Annotated in this window: 22 protein-coding genes; 16 read left to right on the forward strand and 6 right to left on the reverse strand. The window is 70.9% G+C overall.

All coding sequences use genetic code 11. From position 1 onward, the window contains the following. Positions 1–22: 22 nt before the first annotated feature. The gene (locus ACWD02_RS41475; RefSeq protein ID WP_451221730.1) at positions 23–928 is read right to left on the reverse strand and encodes a LysR family transcriptional regulator; all 906 of its coding nucleotides are present in this window, start codon (positions 926–928) and stop codon (positions 23–25) included. A gap of 90 nt (positions 929–1,018) precedes the next feature. On the opposite strand from ACWD02_RS41475, the gene ACWD02_RS41480 reads away from it, so the two are divergent. Then, positions 1,019–2,347: an aspartate aminotransferase family protein gene (locus ACWD02_RS41480; RefSeq protein ID WP_451221670.1), complete on the forward strand. Its 1,329-nt coding sequence runs from the start codon at positions 1,019–1,021 to the stop codon at positions 2,345–2,347. Positions 2,348–2,382: 35 nt separating this feature from the next. Here the strand turns inward: ACWD02_RS41480 and def are convergent, their stop codons facing one another. Continuing rightward, entirely contained in the window at positions 2,383–3,078 is a 696-nt protein-coding gene (gene def / locus ACWD02_RS41485; protein ID WP_451221673.1) for a peptide deformylase, read from the reverse strand. A 75-nt stretch (positions 3,079–3,153) separates the two neighbouring features. Here def and ACWD02_RS41490 point away from each other — a divergent pair, with 75 nt between their 5' ends. The 3 genes from ACWD02_RS41490 to ACWD02_RS41500 are packed head-to-tail and all read left to right on the forward strand — an operon-like array spanning position 3,154 to position 4,386. Continuing rightward, positions 3,154–3,753: an ArsR family transcriptional regulator gene (locus tag ACWD02_RS41490; RefSeq protein WP_451221676.1), complete on the forward strand. Its 600-nt coding sequence runs from the start codon at positions 3,154–3,156 to the stop codon at positions 3,751–3,753. A gap of 16 nt (positions 3,754–3,769) precedes the next feature. After that, complete coding sequence (locus ACWD02_RS41495) at positions 3,770–4,009, forward strand: hypothetical protein (RefSeq protein WP_363212908.1); 240 nt, start codon at positions 3,770–3,772, stop codon at positions 4,007–4,009. Next, positions 4,009–4,386: a toxin Doc gene (locus tag ACWD02_RS41500; protein ID WP_363212907.1), complete on the forward strand. Its 378-nt coding sequence runs from the start codon at positions 4,009–4,011 to the stop codon at positions 4,384–4,386. The genes ACWD02_RS41495 and ACWD02_RS41500 overlap by 1 nt, the downstream gene beginning before the upstream one ends. Here the strand turns inward: ACWD02_RS41500 and ACWD02_RS41505 are convergent, their stop codons facing one another. Together ACWD02_RS41505 and ACWD02_RS41510 are read right to left on the reverse strand one after the other, a co-directional pair. Continuing rightward, positions 4,387–4,944 carry a MepB family protein gene (locus ACWD02_RS41505; RefSeq protein ID WP_451221680.1) on the reverse strand — a complete coding sequence of 186 codons (558 nt, stop codon included), beginning with the start codon at positions 4,942–4,944 and terminating at the stop codon, positions 4,387–4,389. A gap of 79 nt (positions 4,945–5,023) precedes the next feature. Next, positions 5,024–5,686 (reverse strand): HAD family hydrolase, encoded by a 663-nt coding sequence (locus ACWD02_RS41510; protein WP_451221683.1) that lies wholly within the window; start codon positions 5,684–5,686, stop codon positions 5,024–5,026. Between the two features lie 280 nt (positions 5,687–5,966). Here ACWD02_RS41510 and ACWD02_RS41515 point away from each other — a divergent pair, with 280 nt between their 5' ends. From ACWD02_RS41515 to ACWD02_RS41560, 10 genes are all read left to right on the forward strand, one after another. Next, complete coding sequence (locus tag ACWD02_RS41515) at positions 5,967–6,389, forward strand: DUF2243 domain-containing protein (protein WP_451221686.1); 423 nt, start codon at positions 5,967–5,969, stop codon at positions 6,387–6,389. Beyond that, positions 6,386–7,144 (forward strand): cytochrome c oxidase assembly protein, encoded by a 759-nt coding sequence (locus tag ACWD02_RS41520; protein ID WP_451221689.1) that lies wholly within the window; start codon positions 6,386–6,388, stop codon positions 7,142–7,144. Before ACWD02_RS41515 ends, ACWD02_RS41520 begins: the two co-directional genes overlap by 4 nt. A gap of 89 nt (positions 7,145–7,233) precedes the next feature. Then, on the forward strand, positions 7,234–7,884 hold the full coding sequence (locus tag ACWD02_RS41525) for a dienelactone hydrolase family protein (RefSeq protein ID WP_451221692.1): 651 nt from the start codon (positions 7,234–7,236) through the stop codon (positions 7,882–7,884). Positions 7,885–8,111: 227 nt separating this feature from the next. After that, the gene (ltnD, locus tag ACWD02_RS41530; RefSeq protein ID WP_451221695.1) at positions 8,112–9,044 is read left to right on the forward strand and encodes an L-threonate dehydrogenase; all 933 of its coding nucleotides are present in this window, start codon (positions 8,112–8,114) and stop codon (positions 9,042–9,044) included. A gap of 1 nt (position 9,045) precedes the next feature. Next, positions 9,046–10,326 carry a 3-oxo-tetronate kinase gene (gene otnK / locus ACWD02_RS41535; RefSeq protein WP_451221698.1) on the forward strand — a complete coding sequence of 427 codons (1,281 nt, stop codon included), beginning with the start codon at positions 9,046–9,048 and terminating at the stop codon, positions 10,324–10,326. Then, positions 10,323–11,039, forward strand: a complete 717-nt coding sequence (locus tag ACWD02_RS41540; protein WP_451221701.1) for a class II aldolase/adducin family protein — start codon at positions 10,323–10,325, stop codon at positions 11,037–11,039. Before otnK ends, ACWD02_RS41540 begins: the two co-directional genes overlap by 4 nt. A 49-nt stretch (positions 11,040–11,088) precedes the next feature. Next, positions 11,089–12,393, forward strand: coding sequence for an MFS transporter (locus ACWD02_RS41545; protein ID WP_451221704.1), 1,305 nt, complete (start codon positions 11,089–11,091; stop codon positions 12,391–12,393). 35 nt (positions 12,394–12,428) lie between these two features. Further along, the gene (gene otnI, locus ACWD02_RS41550; protein ID WP_451221707.1) at positions 12,429–13,232 is read left to right on the forward strand and encodes a 2-oxo-tetronate isomerase; all 804 of its coding nucleotides are present in this window, start codon (positions 12,429–12,431) and stop codon (positions 13,230–13,232) included. After that, on the forward strand, positions 13,229–14,263 hold the full coding sequence (denD, locus tag ACWD02_RS41555; protein ID WP_451221710.1) for a D-erythronate dehydrogenase: 1,035 nt from the start codon (positions 13,229–13,231) through the stop codon (positions 14,261–14,263). Before otnI ends, denD begins: the two co-directional genes overlap by 4 nt. A 17-nt stretch (positions 14,264–14,280) precedes the next feature. Then, a complete protein-coding gene (locus ACWD02_RS41560) occupies positions 14,281–15,030 on the forward strand; it encodes a FadR/GntR family transcriptional regulator (RefSeq protein WP_451221713.1) in 750 nt (249 codons plus the stop codon). Between the two features lie 12 nt (positions 15,031–15,042). Here ACWD02_RS41560 and glgX read toward each other — a convergent pair whose 3' ends face one another. Together glgX and ACWD02_RS41570 are read right to left on the reverse strand one after the other, a co-directional pair. Further along, complete coding sequence (glgX, locus tag ACWD02_RS41565; protein WP_451221716.1) at positions 15,043–17,205, reverse strand: glycogen debranching protein GlgX; 2,163 nt, start codon at positions 17,203–17,205, stop codon at positions 15,043–15,045. A gap of 48 nt (positions 17,206–17,253) precedes the next feature. Then, positions 17,254–17,772 carry a pep a2 gene (locus tag ACWD02_RS41570; RefSeq protein ID WP_451221718.1) on the reverse strand — a complete coding sequence of 173 codons (519 nt, stop codon included), beginning with the start codon at positions 17,770–17,772 and terminating at the stop codon, positions 17,254–17,256. 294 nt (positions 17,773–18,066) lie between these two features. Here ACWD02_RS41570 and ACWD02_RS41575 point away from each other — a divergent pair, with 294 nt between their 5' ends. Continuing rightward, the gene (locus tag ACWD02_RS41575) at positions 18,067–18,270 is read left to right on the forward strand and encodes a DUF5133 domain-containing protein (protein WP_451221721.1); all 204 of its coding nucleotides are present in this window, start codon (positions 18,067–18,069) and stop codon (positions 18,268–18,270) included. Between the two features lie 73 nt (positions 18,271–18,343). Then, positions 18,344–19,014 (forward strand): maltotransferase domain-containing protein (locus ACWD02_RS41580; protein WP_451221724.1); only part of this gene is annotated, 671 nt, incomplete at its 3' end.

Here is a 19,014-nt window from a genome sequence, read left to right on the forward strand (position 1 = left end):
GGGCTGGGCGCGGCCCCGGGCCTCACTCCCCGCCCGGCAGCGGCAGCTCCGGGTGGTGGCGCAGGGCCTCCAGGACCGCGCGCACCGCCGCGCGAGGCGGCGAGCCGTGGCGGATCGCCGCGGTGATGGTGCGCGTCATGGGAGTGGCGAGTTCCCTGGTGGCCACGTCGTAGCGGCGGTCGACCGCCAGGCCCGGCAGCAGCGCGATCGAGAGTCCGGCCTCGACGTGTTGCAGGGTCATCATGTAGTTGCTGAACCGGCACACCACGCGCGGCTCGAAGCCGGACTGACGGCACAGGCGCAGCGCGAGATTGGCCATGTACGACTGCGGGATGTCGAACGCCCACGCCTCGTCCGCGTACGCCGCGAGGTCCACGGCGCCGCGGCCGGTCGCCGGATGTCCGGGCGGGACCACCAGCAGGACCGGGTCCATGGCCAGCGGCACGATGTCGAGGTCCGGTCCGAGCGGCAGCTCGTCGAAGTCCGTGGTCGTGATGATGATGTCCGCGTCGCCGCCCCGCAGCGCGGGCATGCTCGCGTGCGGCTCCAGTTCGAGGAGCTCGACGTCGAGATGCGGATGCTCGCGGGCCAGGCGGCTCACCGCGGGCACGGCCATGGTGTGGATCGCGCTCTGGAACGCCCCGAGCCGCACGAGCCCGGCCGGTTCCTCGCCGAAGCCGCGCAGCTCCGCCTCCACGCTGCTCATGTGGTCGAGGATCGCCCGCGCCCGGCGGGCGAGGATCAGTCCGGCGGGGGTGAGTCGCACCCGGCGCCCCGTCCGTTCGAGCAGCTGGGTGCGTGTCTCGCTCTCCAGCACGGCGAGCTGCTGGGACACGCTCGACGGGCTCAGGTTGGCGGCCTGGGCGACCGCTCGCACGGTGCCCAGGGTGTCGAGCTGGCTCAGCAGCCGCAGCCTCCAGGGGTTCATCACGTTCCCATTGTTGTGCGGTTTTACCGAACAGGAAAGCCGGAATCGTGAGATGGACGTGTTGCTCGGGCGCCGCCTACCGTCGACGGCATGACCGCTTCGACCACAGCCCTGCCGTCCACCGACACCTTCTGGGCCGACGCCGAGAGGCATCTCGTGCGCTACGGCGCCGAGTTCACCCCCGAGATCATCGAACGTGCCGCGGGAAGCTTCGTGTTCACCGCGGACGGCCGCAAGATCCTCGACTTCACCTCCGGCCAGATGAGCGCGATCCTCGGCCACTCGCACCCCGAGATCGTCGCGACCGTGCAGCAGCAGGTCGCGTCCCTTGACCACCTCTTCAGCGGCATGCTCAGCCGCCCTGTGGTCGACCTCGCCCGGCGTCTCGCGGAGTCTCTGCCCGCGCCGCTGGAGAAGGCGCTGCTCCTGACGACCGGCGCCGAGTCCAACGAAGCCGCCATCCGTATGGCCAAGCTCGTCACCGGCAAGCACGAGATCGTCTCCTTCGCGCGCTCCTGGCACGGCATGACGCAGGCCGCCGCGTCCGCCACCTACAGCGCGGGCCGCAAGGGATACGGCCCCGGCGCACCCGGCAACTTCGCCATCCCTGTGCCGAACACCTACCGGCCCGACTTCACCACGGACGACGGCTCCCTGGACTGGCGGCGCCAGCTGGACTTCGCCTTCGACCTGATCGACGCCCAGTCGACGGGCAGCCTTGCCGCCTGTCTCGTGGAACCCATTCTCAGCTCCGGCGGCATCATCGAGCCGCCGCCGGGTTACTTCGCGGCCCTGCGGGCCAAGTGCCGGGAACGCGGCATGCTGTTGATCCTCGACGAGGCGCAGACCGGCCTGTGCCGGACCGGGACCTGGTACGCGTTCGAGCGCGACGGCGTCGTGCCCGACATCCTCACGCTGTCCAAGACACTGGGCGCGGGTCTGCCCCTGGCGGCCGTGGTGACCAGCGCCGAGATCGAGCGGGAGGCGCACGAGCGCGGGTTCCTGTTCTTCACCACGCATGTGGCCGACCCACTGGTGGCCGCGGTCGGCAACACCGTCCTTGACGTCCTGACCCGCGACAGGCTCGACGAGCGCGCCCGCTCGCTCGGCGCGTTCCTCCACCAGGGCCTGACGGACATCGCCTCGCGGCACGAGGTCGTCGGCGACATCCGGGGCCGGGGCCTGCTGGCCGGGCTCGAACTCGTCGTCGACCGCGAGACCAAGCAGCACTCGAACGAGCTGGGCGCACGGGTCACCCGCCGCTGCCTCGAACTCGGCCTGCACATGAACATCGTCCAACTCGCCAACATGGGCGGGGTGCTGCGGATGGCCCCACCGCTGACCGCCACCGAGGAGGAGCTGTCGCTCGGCCTGACGATGCTGGACCAGGCGATCGGCGAAGCCCGCGCCGCCCTGTGAGGCTCAGCGACTCAGGCGGTCGGGGCCTGAGTTGCTCAGGCGGTCGGGCCCGAGTTGCTCAGGCGGTCGGCCTTGGCGGCGCGTTGCGCGAAGACCTCCTCACGGCGTTCCGCCATCTGCCGCAAGGCGTCCTTGCGGTCCCGGTGGGAGAGCCGGTCGAGATACGTGTGACCGGCGAGGTGATCGGCCTCGTGCTGCAGGCACCGGGCGAAGTAGCCCGTGCCCTCGACGACGACAGGGTTGCCGTCCTTGTCCAGACCCCGGACGACGGCGCGATCGGTGCGAGGAAGCGCCATCGTGGCACCGGGCACGGACAGACAGCCCTCGGATGCGTCGACGAGCCGGCGACTGCCCGGATCAGGCAGCTCCAGGACGGGGTTGATGATGTGGCCGACATGCCGGATTCCCTCGTCGTCCGGGCAGTCGTAGACGAACAGCCGCAGGTCGACGTCCACTTGGTTGGCGGCGAGTCCGGCGCCGTCGGCCACGTACATGGTCAGGAACATGTCGTCGATGAGCGCGGACAGCTCCGCGGTCCCGAACGCGGTCACCTCCTGGCACGGACGGCCCAGGATCTCCTCGCCCACCACCGTGACGCGGCGGACCGAACCTCGTGCCGCCTCCGGCGGCAGTGCGGGGAAGGTGTCGACGGGGCGGCCCTGCACGCGGACGCGCCGGTCCACGTGCGGGGACCGCGCCGGGCCGCCGGACCATTCCTGACGCACGGACATGTCTGTCTCCCCCTTTGCCGACAGCAGCGGCGGACCCGCTTGCCAAGTGCTTTGCAAAGTAGCAGACTTTGCAAAGTGACCGAAGAGGACCTCAACACGCACCCCGACCGGCCGCGGGACACCGGCGACGCCCTGCGCGAGCACGACGTCCGTACGGCCCTGATGGGCCTGCTCGCCGAAGTCGGCACCGCGACGGCGACCGAAGCCGCCGCACGGCTGGGCTACAGCTCGGGGCTCTGCTCGTTTCACCTCCGGCAGCTGGCACGTCACGGACACATCGAGGAAGCGCCTCACCACGGAGGGCGCGCACGCCCCTGGCGCCTGCGGCAGGACGGCCCCGCCACCACAGGTCCCGCGGAGGAGGAGTTCGGCGACCTGGCCCGGGGCCTGGAGGACGAGAGCTGGCAGCGCTGGCTCTCCCGGCGCGACCAGGCCCCCGCCGAATGGCGCCGTGACGAGGCGTTCAGCGCCATCGCCTACCTGACGCCCGAGGAGATGAGCCAAGTCGCCGACACCGTCCGCCGGGCACTCGCCCCCTACCAGGACCGCGAACAGCGCCCCCTGGCCCGCCCCGACGGAGCCCGTCCGGTGGCGCTCATCACCCGGCTGTTCCCCCTGCTGTCGCAGCCCGGTCCGGGCGGAGATGACGGGAGCACTCCCCCGGCAGGTACCTAGTTGGTACCTTGGACGTATGCCGTCTCTGAACGTGACCTTCACCGATGAGGAGCTCAAGGGTGTCCGCGCGGCCGCGGCGGCCGAGGGCAAGAGCCTCAAGCAGTACCTCCACGACCTCGGAGTCCGCGAGATGGAGCGCCAGAAGTTCGTCGCCGGCGCCTCCGCCTGGGCCGACCGGCTGCGGGCCGAGTTCGACGCGGCCAACCCGGAGGAGATCCCGCCCTCCGCACGTCACGAGGGGTCCGCGGCCGCCTGATGGTTCTGTACGTAGACGTGTCCTGGCTGTTAGACGTCCAGGAGTTCGCGGTCGCCCCCGAGGACATGACGGTCTCGGACTACTCCGCGCTGGTCGCCGCGGTCGCGCGGCACAAGACGAAGCTGCCGACCCTGGAGTCCGCCGACCCGGACGCCGCGTGGCGCGCCGCCGCCCTGCTGCACACCATCGTGCGCCTGGAACCCCTGCCCTACCGCAACAGCCTGTACGCGGCGTTCGTCGCCGCCCAGTACATGGACCAGTCGGGCGAGGGCCTCGATCCGCCCTACGGCGCGCTGTCCGACCTCATCCGCAAGATCCGCGACAGCCGGCTCAGTGTCTACGCCGTCGCCGACCAGATCAGGTCCTGGAAGGTCTGATCACCGGGCTCGGTAGAGTTCCCGGGCGCGGGCCAGGTCGATGGGGCCGTCCTCGGGCAGGTGCAGGAAGAAATCCGCCTGCCAGGCCTGGGCACGGTCCGCCTGTCGGTTCGTGGTGGCCACCCAGGGCGGGTAGACGCGAAAGGCCCGCTTCCCGCCCGCGCCGTCCTCGGACACGACGCCTTGCACGCGCAGCGCCTCCCGGGGGAAGACGAACTGACCGAAGTGGCCTTGCTCCCGGGTGCTGATGACGAACAGATCGACCGGGTCCGCGGCATCGAAGGGCGCGATGGGCCCGGCCTTCGACCTCTTCCAGACGGTGACGAACTGGCCGACCTTGGTGGGGGTCGTCCTGGCCGCGCGGAACCGGACGGGGCGACCGTCGAGAGTGAACTCATGTGCGGCGTATTCGGCGCTTTCGGCCTCGGGCACCGGTCGCGAGCAGGTGAACCCGCAGGGGTCGTACACCAGCGCCTTGGCCGCCACGAGATCCCCGTGAGCGGCCGCGCTGTCGACCCAAGGTTCAAAGGCGGATGAGTTCTCGCGGGTCGTTGCCATGGGGTCACCCTGTCACGGCGACCGCGTCAGCCGACCTGCCGGTGCCAGGCCGGCGCCGCGGACGCGAGCCCGCGAACCCTCACTGTTCCGCGAACGCGCTGCTCTTGAGCGACGCCAGCAGGTGGGCGGTGTCGTCGTACACCTCCGCCGCTCCGGCCTCGGAGAGGTCCTCGCGGGGGATGCCGCCGCTGAGCACGGCCAGGGGTGTGACGCCCGCGCGCCGTGCGGCCTTCATGTCCCAGACCGAGTCGCCGACGAACACGCTGTCCTCAGCCTTCGCACCGGCCAGTTCGAGCGCGTGGACGACGGGCTCCGCCGCGGGCTTGCCCTCCTCCACGTCGTCGGCGCTCGCCGTCGCGGTGATGACGTCGTCGGCGTCCACGGCGGCACGCAACGCGTCGAGCTCGGCGCCGCCCGCGGAGGTGGCCAGAACGATGGTCCACCCCTGCCCCGCCAGGGAGCGCAGCAGCTTTCCCGCGTCCTCGAACGCTTCGAGGCGGTCGAAGTGCGTGCCGTAGAGAGTCTTGTGCGCGGCGCTGATGGCGTCGTCCTGGTCGGGATCGTGGTCCTCGCCCAGGAGGTGCTCGATCAGGTCGGTGCCGCCCAGGCCGATCGCGTGGTGCACGGCGCGCATCGGCACCCGGTGCCCGGCCTGCCGGAATGCCTCCCACCAGGCGGTCACATGCAGGTAGTTGGTGTCGACGAGCGTTCCGTCGACGTCGAACAGGGCGGCACGCTTCACGAGGGGTCCCTTCAGGTCGTCCTTGCGGTTTCACCGTAATAGCCCTACCGGCGGCACGCATGGCCGCCGCCTGCGCGCGGCCCTGACCACCGGGCGACACAGTGGCGCAAAGGTGGCGGTCTGCCATTCCGCTTCGCGGGTACCCGGCGCCTCGCCCCACCACTCATGCCGATCATTCCCGCCCGTTTACCCGCCCTGGCGCCGAGGAGTCCCGGATGACGACGACGTTCCACCCCCGTGAGCAAAGCGTTTTGCCCAAGCGGCACAGGGACGCGGACCGGTGAGGGGGCGCTCCCTGCTCTCCGGGGCGCTGGTGGGCGTCGGGGTCGCCGCGTTCATCGACGAGATGGTGTTCCACCAGTTGCTGCACTGGCATCACTTCTACGACAAGGCGTCGAGCGAGGCCGGCCTCGTGTCCGACGGGATCTTCCATGCTTTCGGCTGGCTTGCGATGGTGGCGGGCCTGTTCCTGTACGCGGACCTGTGGCGCCGGAGCGCCCGGCACCTCACCGCCTGGTGGGCGGGCCTGTGCCTGGGTCTCGGCGGCTTCCAGCTGTATGACGGCACGTTCCAGCACAAGGCGCTCGAGCTGCACCAGATCCGCTACGGGGTGGAGCTCGCGCCCTACGACTGGACCTGGAACGTGATCGCCGTGCTGTTCCTGCTCGCCGGGGCGCTGCTGCTGGTCCGGGCCCGCCGATGACGGCGCCGGCGCTGTTCGTGGTGGTGGGCTGCCTCGGCTGTGTGGCGGCGGCCCGGCACTTGCGGCGGCGCGGCGACCGGTGGCCGTACCGTCGCGACGCGGCGGTCTGCGCGGGCGCCGCGGTACTCGTGGTCTCGCTGGCCGCTCCGTGGCAGGGGTGGCCGCCGTTCACCGGGCACATGGTCACCCATCTGGGTGTCGGAATGGTCGCGCCGCTGCTCTTCGTGCTCGGCCGCCCGGTGACGCTGGCGCTGCGCGCGCTGCCGGTCGGGCCCCGGCGGCGGCTGCTCTCCTGTGTCCGTTCGCGGGCGGCGGCGCTGCTCGTGTGGCCGCCGGCGGCGGCACTCATCCACATCGCCGGACTGTGGGCGGTGTACCGCACGCCGCTCATGGATGCCGCGCATCACCGGCCGTGGCTGGACGCGCTCGTCAGCGTGCATCTCCTGGCCTCCGGCGTGCTGTTCTCCTTCGCCGTCCTGGCCCTCGACCCGCTGCGTCACCGCGCCGGGTTCGCGCTGCGCGGCGCGGCCCTGCTAGCCGCGTCCGCCGCGCACGGCACCCTGTCCAAGTCGCTCTACGTCACGGGCCCGCCCGGCACCTCGTTCGCCGCGGCCGACCTGCACCGCGCGTCGCAGGTCATGTACTACGGCGGGGACGTGGTCGGCATCGCGCTGGCGGTGGTCCTGTGCCACCAGTGGTACGCGGCCGAGGGCCGGGCGCTCGTGCGGGCCAGGCGTGCCTCGGCTGCCGCGTGAGCTCGACTGCCGCGTGAGGGTGACTGCCGCGTGAGGGGGACCTCGCGGGGTACCCGGCGTGCACCCCGTTCCCGGAATCCGGAGGTCCCATGCTGTCCCAGATCGTCACCGTGCCCAGCGGCGAGGGGGCACTCATCGGTGAACTGACCGTGCCGGACACGGTGTTCGGTGTAACGGTGCTCGCGCACGGCAGCGGCCCCTACCTGCGCAGCCCCCACAGCCGGGCCGTGGCCGGCACGCTGCACGACTCCGCGGTCGGGACACTGGTCATCGACCTGCTCAGCGCCGACGAGGTGGCCGCCGACCGGGCAACGGGGCGGCCGCACAGTGACGTCGACCTGCTGACACGTCGGCTGATCGCTTCGGTGGACTGGCTGGCCGCCCGCGTCTCCGATCTGCCGGTCGGTCTGTTCTGCGCCAGCATCGGGGCGGCGGCCGCGCTCGGGGCCGCTGCCGCGAGGCCCGGCCTCGTGGACACCGTGGTCTGCCCCGACGGCCGTCCCGACCTGGCCGGGGACGAGGTGCTCGGTCATCTGCACGCGCCGGTCCTGCTCGTGGTCGGAGGGCGCGACACCGAGGTGCTGCGGCTCAATCGGGAAGCGGCCAACCGGATGCGTGTACTCAGCCGACTGCGTGTGATCCCCGATGCCACGCATCTCTGCGAAGAGCCGGGAGCACTGGACGAGGTCGCTTCCCTGGCGGCCCGGTGGTTCGCCGGGATGGGGCAGACGCAGATCTGAGCGCCCGGCCGCCGCACCTCCCGTAAGGCGAGGCTGAAGGCGTCGCGGTGGCCGCCGAACTCCCCTTCCGTCCGACCCTCGCCACCCACCTTCACTGCGTGACCGGCATCACAGTGCGCCATCCCACATCCTCAGGTCATCATATGACCCGATCGCCGCACGGATTCAGAGCCGGACCGCGCCCCGAACGACACGACGCGGCCCGGCACAGCGAGACGAGGATGGGCATGAACGACCAGGACAGGCCGGCACGGCCGCGCGCAGGCGTGGTGGGGCTCGGGGCCATGGGGCTCGGCATGGCGCGCAGCCTGCGGGACGCGGGCTTCGACGTAGGCGTCCATGATCTGCGCCCCGAGGTGGCCGCGGCCTTCGCCGCGGACGGCGGCACCGCCTTCGCGTCCGCCGGTGAACTGGCGGCCTCCGTCGATGTCCTGGTCGGCGTCGTGGTCAACGCCGCGCAGGTCGAGTCGGTCCTGTTCGGCGACGGCGGCGCGGCCGAGCGGCTGCACCCGGGTTCCGTCTACGTCATGTGCTCCACGGCCGACCCCACCTGGTCCGCCGAGCTGGAGCGGCGCCTGGCCGAGCGCGGCGTGCTCTACCTGGACGCACCCATCTCGGGTGGCGCCGCCCGTGCGGCAACAGGACAGCTCACCATGATGACTTCGGGCGCCCCCACGGCGTACGCGATCGCCGACCCGGTCCTGGAGGCCATGAGCAGCACGGTCTACCGCCTGGGCGACCACGCGGGGATCGGCTCCAAGGTGAAGGTCGTCAACCAGCTGCTCGCGGGGGTGCACATCGCGGCGGCGGCCGAGGCCATGGCGCTGGGCATCAAGGCGGGCGTCCCCGCGGAGGCGCTCTATGAAGTGATCACGCACAGCGCGGGCAACTCATGGATGTTCGAGAACCGCATGGCACATGTGCTCGCCGGTGACTACACGCCGCTGTCCGCGGTCGACATCTTCGTCAAGGACCTGGGTCTCGTGCTCGACGCGGCCCGTCCGGAGAAGTTCCCCCTCCCCCTGGCGGCCACCGCCCATCAGATGTTCCTGCAGGCATCCGCCTCCGGTCTGGGCGGCGAGGACGACAGCGCGGTGATCAAGATCTTCCCGGGGATCGAGCTTCCCGCACAGGCGCTGCCCGCACAGGAGGAGAACTGACATGGGGATCCGACTCGGCTGCATCGCCGACGACTTCACCGGCGCCACCGACCTGGCCAACAACCTGGTGCGCGCGGGCATGCGCGTGGTCCAGCTGATCGGCGTACCGCCCGCAGGCGTCGAAGGGCCTGTCGACGCCGACGCCGTCGTCATCGCGCTCAAGTCCCGGACCACCCCGGCCTCCGAGGCCGTCACGGACTCGCTGCGGGCGCTGGCGTGGCTGCGCTCCGCGGGCGCCGAGCAGATCTACTTCAAGTACTGCTCGACGTTCGACTCGACGCGGGCCGGCAACATCGGTCCCGTCACCGAGGCCCTGATGGACGCCCTCGGCGCCGACTTCACGGTCGCGACCCCGGCGTTCCCCGACAACGGGCGCACGGTGTTCAAGGGGCATCTCTTCGTCGGTGACGTACTCCTGGGCGAGAGCGGCATGCGGCATCACCCGCTGACCCCGATGACGGACTCCAACCTGGTGTCCGTGCTCGGTGCGCAGACCACCCGCCCGGTCGGCCTCATCGACCACACCGTGGTCGCCTCCGGCGCCGAGGCGATCCGGGAGCGCGTCGCCGCGCTGCGCGAGGAAGGTGTCGGCGCCGCGATCGTCGATGCCGTATCCAACGACGATCTACTGCGGCTCGGTGCGGCGGTCAAGGACCTGCCGCTGGTGACCGCGGGGTCGGGCCTGGCGATCGGTCTGCCCGCGAACTGGGGGTTCGAGCCGTCCCCCGCCGCCGCCCAACTCCCGCCGCCCACCGGCCATCAGGCCGTCGTCTGCGGATCGGTGTCCACCGCCACCAACGGTCAGGTCCAGGAGTTCCTGACCGGCGGGCGGCCCGCGTTCAGCGTGGACCCCCTGCGGATCGCGGCCGGTGAGGACGTGGCCGGGCAGGCGCTTGCCTTCGCCGCCGAACGGCTGGGCCAAGGGCCGGTCCTCGTCTACTCCACCGTGACGCCCGACGCGGTCAAGGACGTCCAGGGCAGCCTGGGCGTCGCCGAGGCCGGCGAGCTCGTCGAGCAGACCCTGGCCCGCGTCGCCCAGGGGCTCATCGAGCTGGGTGTCCGTCAACTCGTCGTCGCCGGCGGGGAGACCTCGGGCGCGGTCGTACAGGCGCTGGGCCTGACGGGCCTGCGCATCGGACCGCAGATCGACCCCGGTGTGCCGTGGTGCGCGGCCGCCCTGCCCGGCGGGGACACGCTCCACATCACGCTCAAGTCCGGCAACTTCGGCGGCCCCGACTTCTTCACCACTTCCTTCGCCCGCCTCGACCGGGAGACGGCATGACCGGCCCGCTGAGCGCTGCCACCGGCGATCCGGACGAGGTGGACGCGGCGCGCGCCGAGATCGTACGGGTGGGCACCAGCCTGTTCGCCCGGGGCTACGTCCACGCCAGCGCGGGCAACATCAGCGCGCGGATCGGCGACTCCCGGGGCGACCCCCGAGGCGGCCCCCACCTGATCACGCCCACCGACGCCGCCCTGGGCTTCCTCGACCCCGAGCGCCTCGCCCTGGTCGACGCCGCAGGCGAACAGATCGCAGGTGATCGCGCCAGCAAGACCCTCACCCTGCACCGCCGCATCTGTGCCGCCGACCCCACGGCACGGTTCGTGATCCACACCCACTCCACGCATCTCGTCGCGCTCACCCTGGCCGGCGTGTGGAGTCAGGACGACGTGCTTCCGCCCCTCACGCCGTACTACGTCATGAAGGTCGGGCACGTCCCTCTCATCCCCTACCACCGGCCCGGAGATCCCCGCGTGGCCGACCTGGTGACCGGCCACATCGCTGATCGTGCGGCGGGACGCACGCCGATCAGGGCCGTGCTGCTCGACCGTCTTGGCCCGGTGGTCTGGGGCCCGGACGCCGCATCCGCTCTCGCCGTCCTCGAAGAACTCGAGGAAACGGCACGCCTCTGGCTCCTGACCGACCGTCGCCCCGAGCCGCTCCCCTCCCCCGCTCTCGACGAACTCAAGGCCGTGTTCGGCGCCTCCTGGTGACCGCACGCCGCCCGTCGGAGAATCCCCTGAGCCGCAGTAAGGATTCTGCATGTCCACGCCCACCGCGACGGCCGAGACCCCCGAACTCGCCCGTGAGAACGCCGTGTTCCGCAAGGTCGTTCTCCGCATCGTCCCCTTCCTGATCCTCTGTTACGTCTTCTCCTACCTGGACCGCGTCAACGTCGGCTTCGCGAAGCTGCAGATGTCCGACGACCTGGGCCTGAGCGAGGCGGCGTACGGCCTCGGCGCCGGACTGTTCTTCATCGGCTACTTCATCTTCGAGGTCCCCTCGAACCTGATGCTGCAGCGCGTCGGCGCACGCACCTGGATCGCCCGCATCATGATCACGTGGGGCCTGGTCTCGGGAGCGTTCTCGTTCGTCACGAACGAGACGACGTTCTACGTGCTCCGCTTCCTCCTCGGCGCCGCGGAGGCGGGCTTCTACCCCGGCGTGATCCTGTACTGCACCTACTGGTTCCCCTCCCACCGCCGGGCCCGCGTGATCGCGATGTTCATGTCGGCGATCCCCGTGGCCGGCATCTTCGGCAACCCGCTCTCCGGCTGGATCATGGACACCTTCGACGGGGTCAGCGGCTGGCACGGCTGGCAGTGGATGTTCCTGCTCGAAGCGATACCCGCGCTCCTCATCGGTGTCGCCACGATGTTCTACCTCGACAACGGCGTGCGCAGCGCCAAGTGGCTCTCCGACGAGGAGAAGGACATCGTCGAGGCGGCGATCGCCAGGGACACCGCCCATCAGAAGCACGGCCGGGTCTGGGACGGCTTCCGTGACCCCAAGGTGTGGCTGATGTGCCTCATCTACTTCTGCTTCGTGATGGGGCAGTACGCCCTGACCTTCTGGATGCCCACCTTCGTCAAGTCGACCGGCATCGACGACAACTTCACGATCGGCGTGCTCAGCGCCGTGCCGTTCGTGGCCGCCCTGATCGCCATGAACCTCTTCGGACGCTCCGCGGACAAGCGCCGCGAACGCCGCTGGCACCTGGTGATTCCCAGCCTCATGGGCGCCGTCGGCTTCTCCCTGGCCGCCGGATGGAGCGGATCCACCGTGCTGTCCCTGATCGCCCTGTCCTTCGCCGCGGCCGGCGTACTGACCTGCGCCCCGCTCTTCTGGTCACTGCCCACCGCGTTCCTCGGCGGCACCGCGGCGGCGGCCGGACTCGCGCTGATCAACTCGGTCGGCAACCTGGCCGGGTTCGTCAGCCCGTACATGATCGGCGGGCTCAAGGACGCCACCGGCTCGACCTCCATCCCGATGTACGTCCTTGCCCTGAGCCTGGTGATCGGCGCGGCCACCGTGCTGACCACCAAGAAGGACGTCGTCAACCGTTGACCGGGCTTCGGCCCGGCCCCACCGCAGGAGCAAGCATGCCGAGGTTCGCCGCGAACCTGTCCATGATGTACACCGAGCACGCCTTCCCCGACCGCTTCGCCGCCGCGTCGGCCGACGGCTTTCAGGCCGTGGAGTACCTCTTCCCCTACGCCCACGAAGCCGCCGAGCTGCGCCGCCTGCTCGACGGGCACGGGCTGCGCCAGGTGCTGTTCAACGCGCCGCCCGGCGCCTGGGACGCCGGGGAGCGGGGCATCGCCTCCTTGCCCGGCCGCGAGGGTGAGTTCCGCTCCGGCATCGAGCGGGCTCTGGAGTACGCCGCGGCGCTCGACTGCGCCCAGGTGCACGTGATGGCCGGTCTTCTGCCGCCGGAAGCGACTGCGACCCAGCACGCCACGCATCGCGCCACCTATCTGGCCAACCTGGCGTGGGCCGCCGAGCGGGCCGCCGCCGTGGGCGTTGACCTCCTGATCGAGCCGATCAACGGACGCGACATGCCCGGCTACTTCCTGCACCGGCAGGCGGAGGCGCACGCTCTCGTACAGGAGGTGGGCGCCGCGAACCTCAAGGTACAACTCGACCTCTATCACTGCCAGATCGTGGAGGGCGACCTCACCACGACACTGCGCCGCGACCTTCCCACCGGCCGCGTCGCCCATCTGCAGATCGCCGGTGTACCCGACCGCCACGAGCCCGACCGGGGCGAACTCAACATCGGCCATCTCCTCGACACCGTCGACGAGTTGGGCTTCGACGGCTGGATCGGCTGCGAGTACATCCCCCGGGCCGGTACGAGCGAGGGGCTCGGCTGGCTCAAGAACTACCGAGGAGCACACGCATGAGGATCGTCATCACCGGGGGCTTCGGCTTCCTGGGACAGCAGGTCGCCGACGCCCTGCTCAAGCGGCGGACCCTGTGCGGTACGCCGATCGGCCAACTGGTGCTCGCCGACCGGTTCGTGCCCGACGGGTCGCCGATGGCGGCCGACCCGCTGGTGCACATCGTCCGGGGCGACCTGAGCGAGCGCCTCGACGAGATCTTCGCCGAGCCGGTGGACGTCGTGATCCACCTGGCATCGGCGGTCTCGTCGGAGTGCGAGGCCGACTTCGACCTCGGTATGAGCGCCAACCTGGACACCACCCGCGCCCTGCTCGACGCCGCCCGCGCCCAGTCGGCCGCAGGCGGGCCGGTCCCCCGGGTGGTGTTCTCCAGCAGCGTCGCGGTCTACGGCTCCGATGCCGCGCTGCCGTTGCCGCCCGTGGTCAGCGAGTCGACGCTGCCGACACCGCAGTCCAGTTACGGGACGCAGAAGCGCGTCTGTGAGCAGTTGGTCGCCGAGTACACCCGGCGGGGCTTCGTCGACGGGCGTGTGGCGCGCCTGATGACCGTCTCGGTGCGGCCGGGCAAGCCGAACGCGGCGGCCTCCGGTTTCCTGTCCGGCATCATCCGCGAGCCTCTCGCCGGTCTGCCGGCCACCTGCCCGGTCAGCCCTGGCCTGCGGGTCGCCCTCGCCTCGCCGCGGCGCACCGTCGAGGGCATCATCCGCGTCGCCGAGGCCGGGCGCGGTCCCGGCGGGCTCGAAGGCGGGCTCCCGGTCAATCTGCCCGCGCTGACGGTCACGGTCGCCGAGATGCTGCAGACGTTGCGCGAGGTCGCCGGTGACGCCGTCGCCGACCTGGTGACGGTCACGCCCGACCCCGCCGTCGAGGCGATCGTCGGCTCGTGGCCCGCCGTCTTCGACAACGCGCGTGCCACGGCGCTCGGCCTGCGCCCCGACGAGAGCTTCGAGGCGGTCGTCAGGGCGTACGCCGAGGACCACCCCGAGGCCGTCGCGCCCGCGGACCTGCCCGCGACCGGGGCGATCAGGCCCTGACGGATAGACTGACGAGCATGTTCTCCAAGGTGAGTGGCCCCATTCGGCTCGCGGACCGGGTCGCCGCGATCCTCTCGGAGGAGATCGAGTCCGGACGTCTCGCCGAGGGCGACAAGCTGCCGACCGAGGTCGAGTTGGTCAAGCAGCTCGGCGTCAGCCGCACCGTGATCCGCGAGGCCGTCTCCCGGCTGCGCAACGCGGGCCTGGTCGAACCGCGCCAGGGCCGGGGCGTGTTCGTCATGCCCCGGCGCACCCGGCCGCTCGACCTGGAGGCCGAGGCATCGGGCACCAAGTCCAAGGTGCTGCAGATCGTGGAGGTCCGCCGCGCCATGGAGGGCGAGGCGGCCTCGCTGGCAGCCGTCCGGGCCACGCCGCAGGACATCGCCCGGATGCGGCAGTCACTGGCCGCGATCGACAAGGCGGTGGCGGACGGCGGCGACGGGGTCGACGAGGACCTGGCCTTCCACCAGTCGATCGCCGAGTCGACCGGCAACGCGGTGATGGTCTCGACCGTGCGGTATCTGGGCGAGGTCATGCGCGGCGGCATCCGCGTCACGCGGGCCAACGAAGCCCGGCGCGACGACTTCATCGAGGCGGTCCGGGTGGAGCACCACGCGATCCTGGCGGCCGTCGAGTCGGGCGACGCGGAGGCGGCCCGCAGCGCCGTGCGCCGTCACATGAAGCACGCGGCGTCGCGGCTGCAGGACGCGGACGACGGCTTTTGGACGCAGACGGACGAGCTCGAGGTTGACTTGGACCGCCCCTGAGGCGCGCCCCCGTCACCCGACCGGGGGACGGGAAAGGACGATCAGGGACCGCGGCTCCACGCTCAGCGTCGTCCCGGCCTTGTGCTCCGTCTCGTCCGGCGGGTCGCCGGCCTCGTAGGTGTCGAGCAGGGTCGTCCAGCACGCTCCGTACGTGACATCGGGGAGCCGGAAGTCCATGGGCTCCCAGTAGCAGTTGAACAGCACGAGGAAGGAATCGTCGACGACGGTCCGCCCGGCGCGGTCCGGTTCCGCGATGGCGTCGCCGTTGAGGAAGACGGCCACCGCGTGTGCGTCGGGCCGGTCCCAGTCCTCCGTCACCATCTCCGTGGAGTCCGGGCGCATCCAGACCAGGTCCGGCAGCGGCTGTCCCTGGTGCGTGACGGTGTCGCCGCGGAAGAAGCGGCGGCGGCGCAGGATCGGGTGCTCGGTGCGCAGCGCCACCACCCGGCGGGTGAAGTCCAGGAGCTCCGCGCGTTCCTCGTCCAGGTCCCAGTCGATCCATGTCGTCTCGTTGTCCTGGCAGTACGCGTTGTTGTTGCCGCCCTGGGTGCGGCCGAGTTCGTCCCCGTGTCCGAGCATCGGGATGCCCTGGGAGAGCATCAGCGTGGCCAGGAAGTTGCGTTGCTGCCGTGCCCGCAGTTCGCGCACCTCGGGGACGTGCGTGGGGCCCTCCGCTCCGCAGTTCCAGGACCGGTTGTTGCTCTCGCCGTCCCGGTTTCCCTCGCCGTTGGCGTCGTTGTGCTTGGAGTCGTACGAGACCAGGTCGCGCAGGGTGAATCCGTCGTGGGCGGTGATGAAGTTGACGCTGGCGCGCGGGCGGCGCCGGTCGTGCTGATAGAGGTCGGCGGAGCCTGTCAGGCGTGAGGCGAACTCCGCGAGGGTCCGGTCGCCGCCGCGCCAGAAGTCCCTGACACAGTCGCGGTACTTGCCGTTCCATTCGGACCACAGCGGCGGGAAGTTGCCCACCTGGTAGCCGCCGTCGCCGAGGTCCCACGGCTCGGCGATCAGCTTGACGCGGCTGATCACGGGGTCCTGCTGGATGAGGTCGAAGAAGGCGGAGAGCCGGTCGACCTCGTGGAACTGCCGGGCCAGGGTGGCGGCCAGATCGAAGCGGAAACCGTCCACATGGCATTCGGTGACCCAGTAGCGCAGTGAGTCCATCAGGAGCTGAAGGACGTTGGGGTGGCGCATCAGCAGGCTGTTGCCCGTCCCCGTGGTGTCGTAGTAGCGGCTGAAGTCGTCGTCGGACAGCCGGTAGTAGGAGGCGTTGTCGATGCCGCGGAAGGAGAGGGTGGGGCCGTTCTCGTTGCCCTCGGCCGTGTGGTTGTAGACCACGTCGAGGATCACCTCGAGGCCTGCCGCGTGCAGCTCCTTGACCATGGTCTTGAACTCGTTGACCTGCTGCCCGAGTGTCCCGTGGGCCGCGTACGCGTGATGCGGCGCGAAGAAGCCGATCGTGTTGTAGCCCCAGTAGTTGGACAGGCCCTTGTCGAGCAGGAACCCGTCCTGGACGTACTGGTGCACCGGCATCAGCTCGACCGCGGTGACCCCCAGGGAGGTCAGATGGTCCAGGACCGCCGGTGCGGCCAGGCCCGCGTAAGTGCCGCGCAGCTCTTTGGGGACGCCGGGGTGGGTGCGGCTCAGTCCGCGTACGTGTGTCTCGTAGATGACCGAATCGGCGTAGGCGTGCGAGGGCGCGCTGTCCCCCGTCCAGTCGAAGGCCGGATCGACCACGACACCGCACAGGGTGTTCGGCCCGGCGCCGTCGCGGGGCGCCCTCCCTCGAACGGGTGCCTCCGACGATGTCCTGTCGTCACGGAGGTCGTGAACCGCCCTGGCGTAAGGATCGAGGAGAAATTTCTTCGGGTCGCAGCGATGACCGGCGGCGGGCATCCACGGGCCGTGCACCCGGTAGCCGTACCGCTGTCCCGGGCCGATGTCCGGCAGGTAGCCGTGCCACACCGTGCCGTCGGCCTCCGCCAGCGTCACGCTCCGCTCGGTGCCGTCCGCGTCCGGAAGGATGAGGTCGACCTGCTCGGCCACCTCGCTGAACAGGGCGAAGTTCGTTCCTTCGCCGTCGTAGGTGGCACCCAGCGGAAAAGGTCGGCCGGTCCATACGCGCACAAGGTCTCCCGTTCGATGGCCCTTGGGTCTCTTGGTTCGACCATCGGGCATGCGGCGGGTGCGCGCCCTTCAGGGCGCGCACCCGCCGCAGCGTCCGGGTCAGGCAGGGCCCGCGACCTCGAGCGGCGTCACCACTTCCGGCGCGCCCACGGCGACCGGCTGCACGATGGCGCGGGGCAGGGGCCGCGCCTCGATCGTGTCGGGCTCCGGCCCCTTGGGAACCAGGGGTTCACGAAGCTCGGTACGGCTGCGCAGCGAGAACCAGACGATGTGCCGGTCATCCGCCGTGCAGCTGCCCCACCCGTCACTGAGCGCCGCGATCTCGGCCAGCGAGTGCGACTCGACACCGTGCTCACCCAAGACGGCCGGATCGCCGTGCGAGACCGCGGTGATCAGGTGCTGTCCCGTCCACCAGGTCTCGATGGCGGTCCGCCCGGCACCGATGTTCCGCGCAGCCGGCTCCAGCAGGAGACCGATCCCGCGCGACACGTCGGAAACGTGCTGTTGCAGCCCCCAGTACCTCAGATGGGCGGCCAGGATGCGCCGGATCTGACCGACGCGTTCCGGCACCAGGTCCACATCAAGGTGGTAGTAGCGGGGCACTGAGTGGTGCTTCATCGTTCATGCTCCTCACCGCGGAGCCCACGCTGCGGCGCTTCGGCGCGGAGCCGGGATACGCACGGAACGTGAGCAGTGATCGCTCGAGAGTCAGCACCAGCGTCACCCCCCTACTCCATTCGTGCAACACGAGAGTGATCGGCCCCGCACTCTGCGTTCAACAGGACGGCGAGCGCTTCACCTCGCACCATGGGGGAGGGAGTGAACCCGCCGTGACGGCTCGCTCCCCCTCCGTGAACGGTCCGCGAGCCCGCCAGGGCTCGCCGTCGCGGGAGGCCCAGGAGGTCGAGTGCGATGCGGGCGGAGCGCGCCACACAAGACGTCGGTCGGCAACTGGTGAGGTACCGCGCCTGGCAGCGCCGCTTCCTCGCCTCGCCCGACGATCCAGCGGTGCGCGCTCAGTTCGAGGACGCCGTGGCCGCACTGTGCGCGGTGACGCGCCGGCGTTGCGGGCGAGAGGCGGCCGAGGCCGCGGAACGCCCGCCCGGCGGCGCTTGACGCGGCACGCGAGGCCGCAGGGAAACGAAGCGAAGACGATCAACGCGCACGGTACGACCCGGAGGTGGACAGCATGTCGGTGGACCCCAGCCACATCCGCATCCCCATCGAGGATGTGCGGCCCTGTGTCCACGGCGGCCTGCGTCCGGCGAAGGCTGTCGTCGGCGAGGCCGTCGAGGTGACGGCCCTCGTGTTCGCCGAGGGCTCCGCCGTGCTCGGCGCGGAGGCGGTCCTGTACGCGCCCGACGGCCGCACCATTCGGCGTCAGGCCATGCGGGAGCTGGAACCGGGCACCGACCGGTGGGGCGCGGACGTCACCCCGGACGCGATGGGCCACTGGACCTTCGCGGTCGCCGCCTGGACCGACCCCATGGCCGCCTGGCAGCGCGACGCGGTCATCAAAGTGCACGCCGACGTCGACACCGGCATCACACTCGAAGACGGGATCCAGCTCTTCGAACGGGCCGTAGCCCAGGCCCCCGACGACGCCGCGCGCTCCACCCTGGAAACGGCGCTCGGTCTGCTGCGCGACGACACCCGCTCCCCGCTGGATCGTCTGGCCGCGGCCACGGCACCCGAGGTGCGCGCGCTCCTGTCGACCCACCCTCTGCGCGAACGCCGCACCGAGAGCGCCGCGTTGCCGCTGCTGGTGGAGCGGGAGCGGGCGCTGTTCGGGTCGTGGTACGAGTTCTTCCCGCGCTCGGAGGGCGCGGTCGTGCGGGAGGGTGAGCCGCCGAAGTCGGG

Source organism: Streptomyces sp. NPDC002853, from assembly GCF_053591915.1.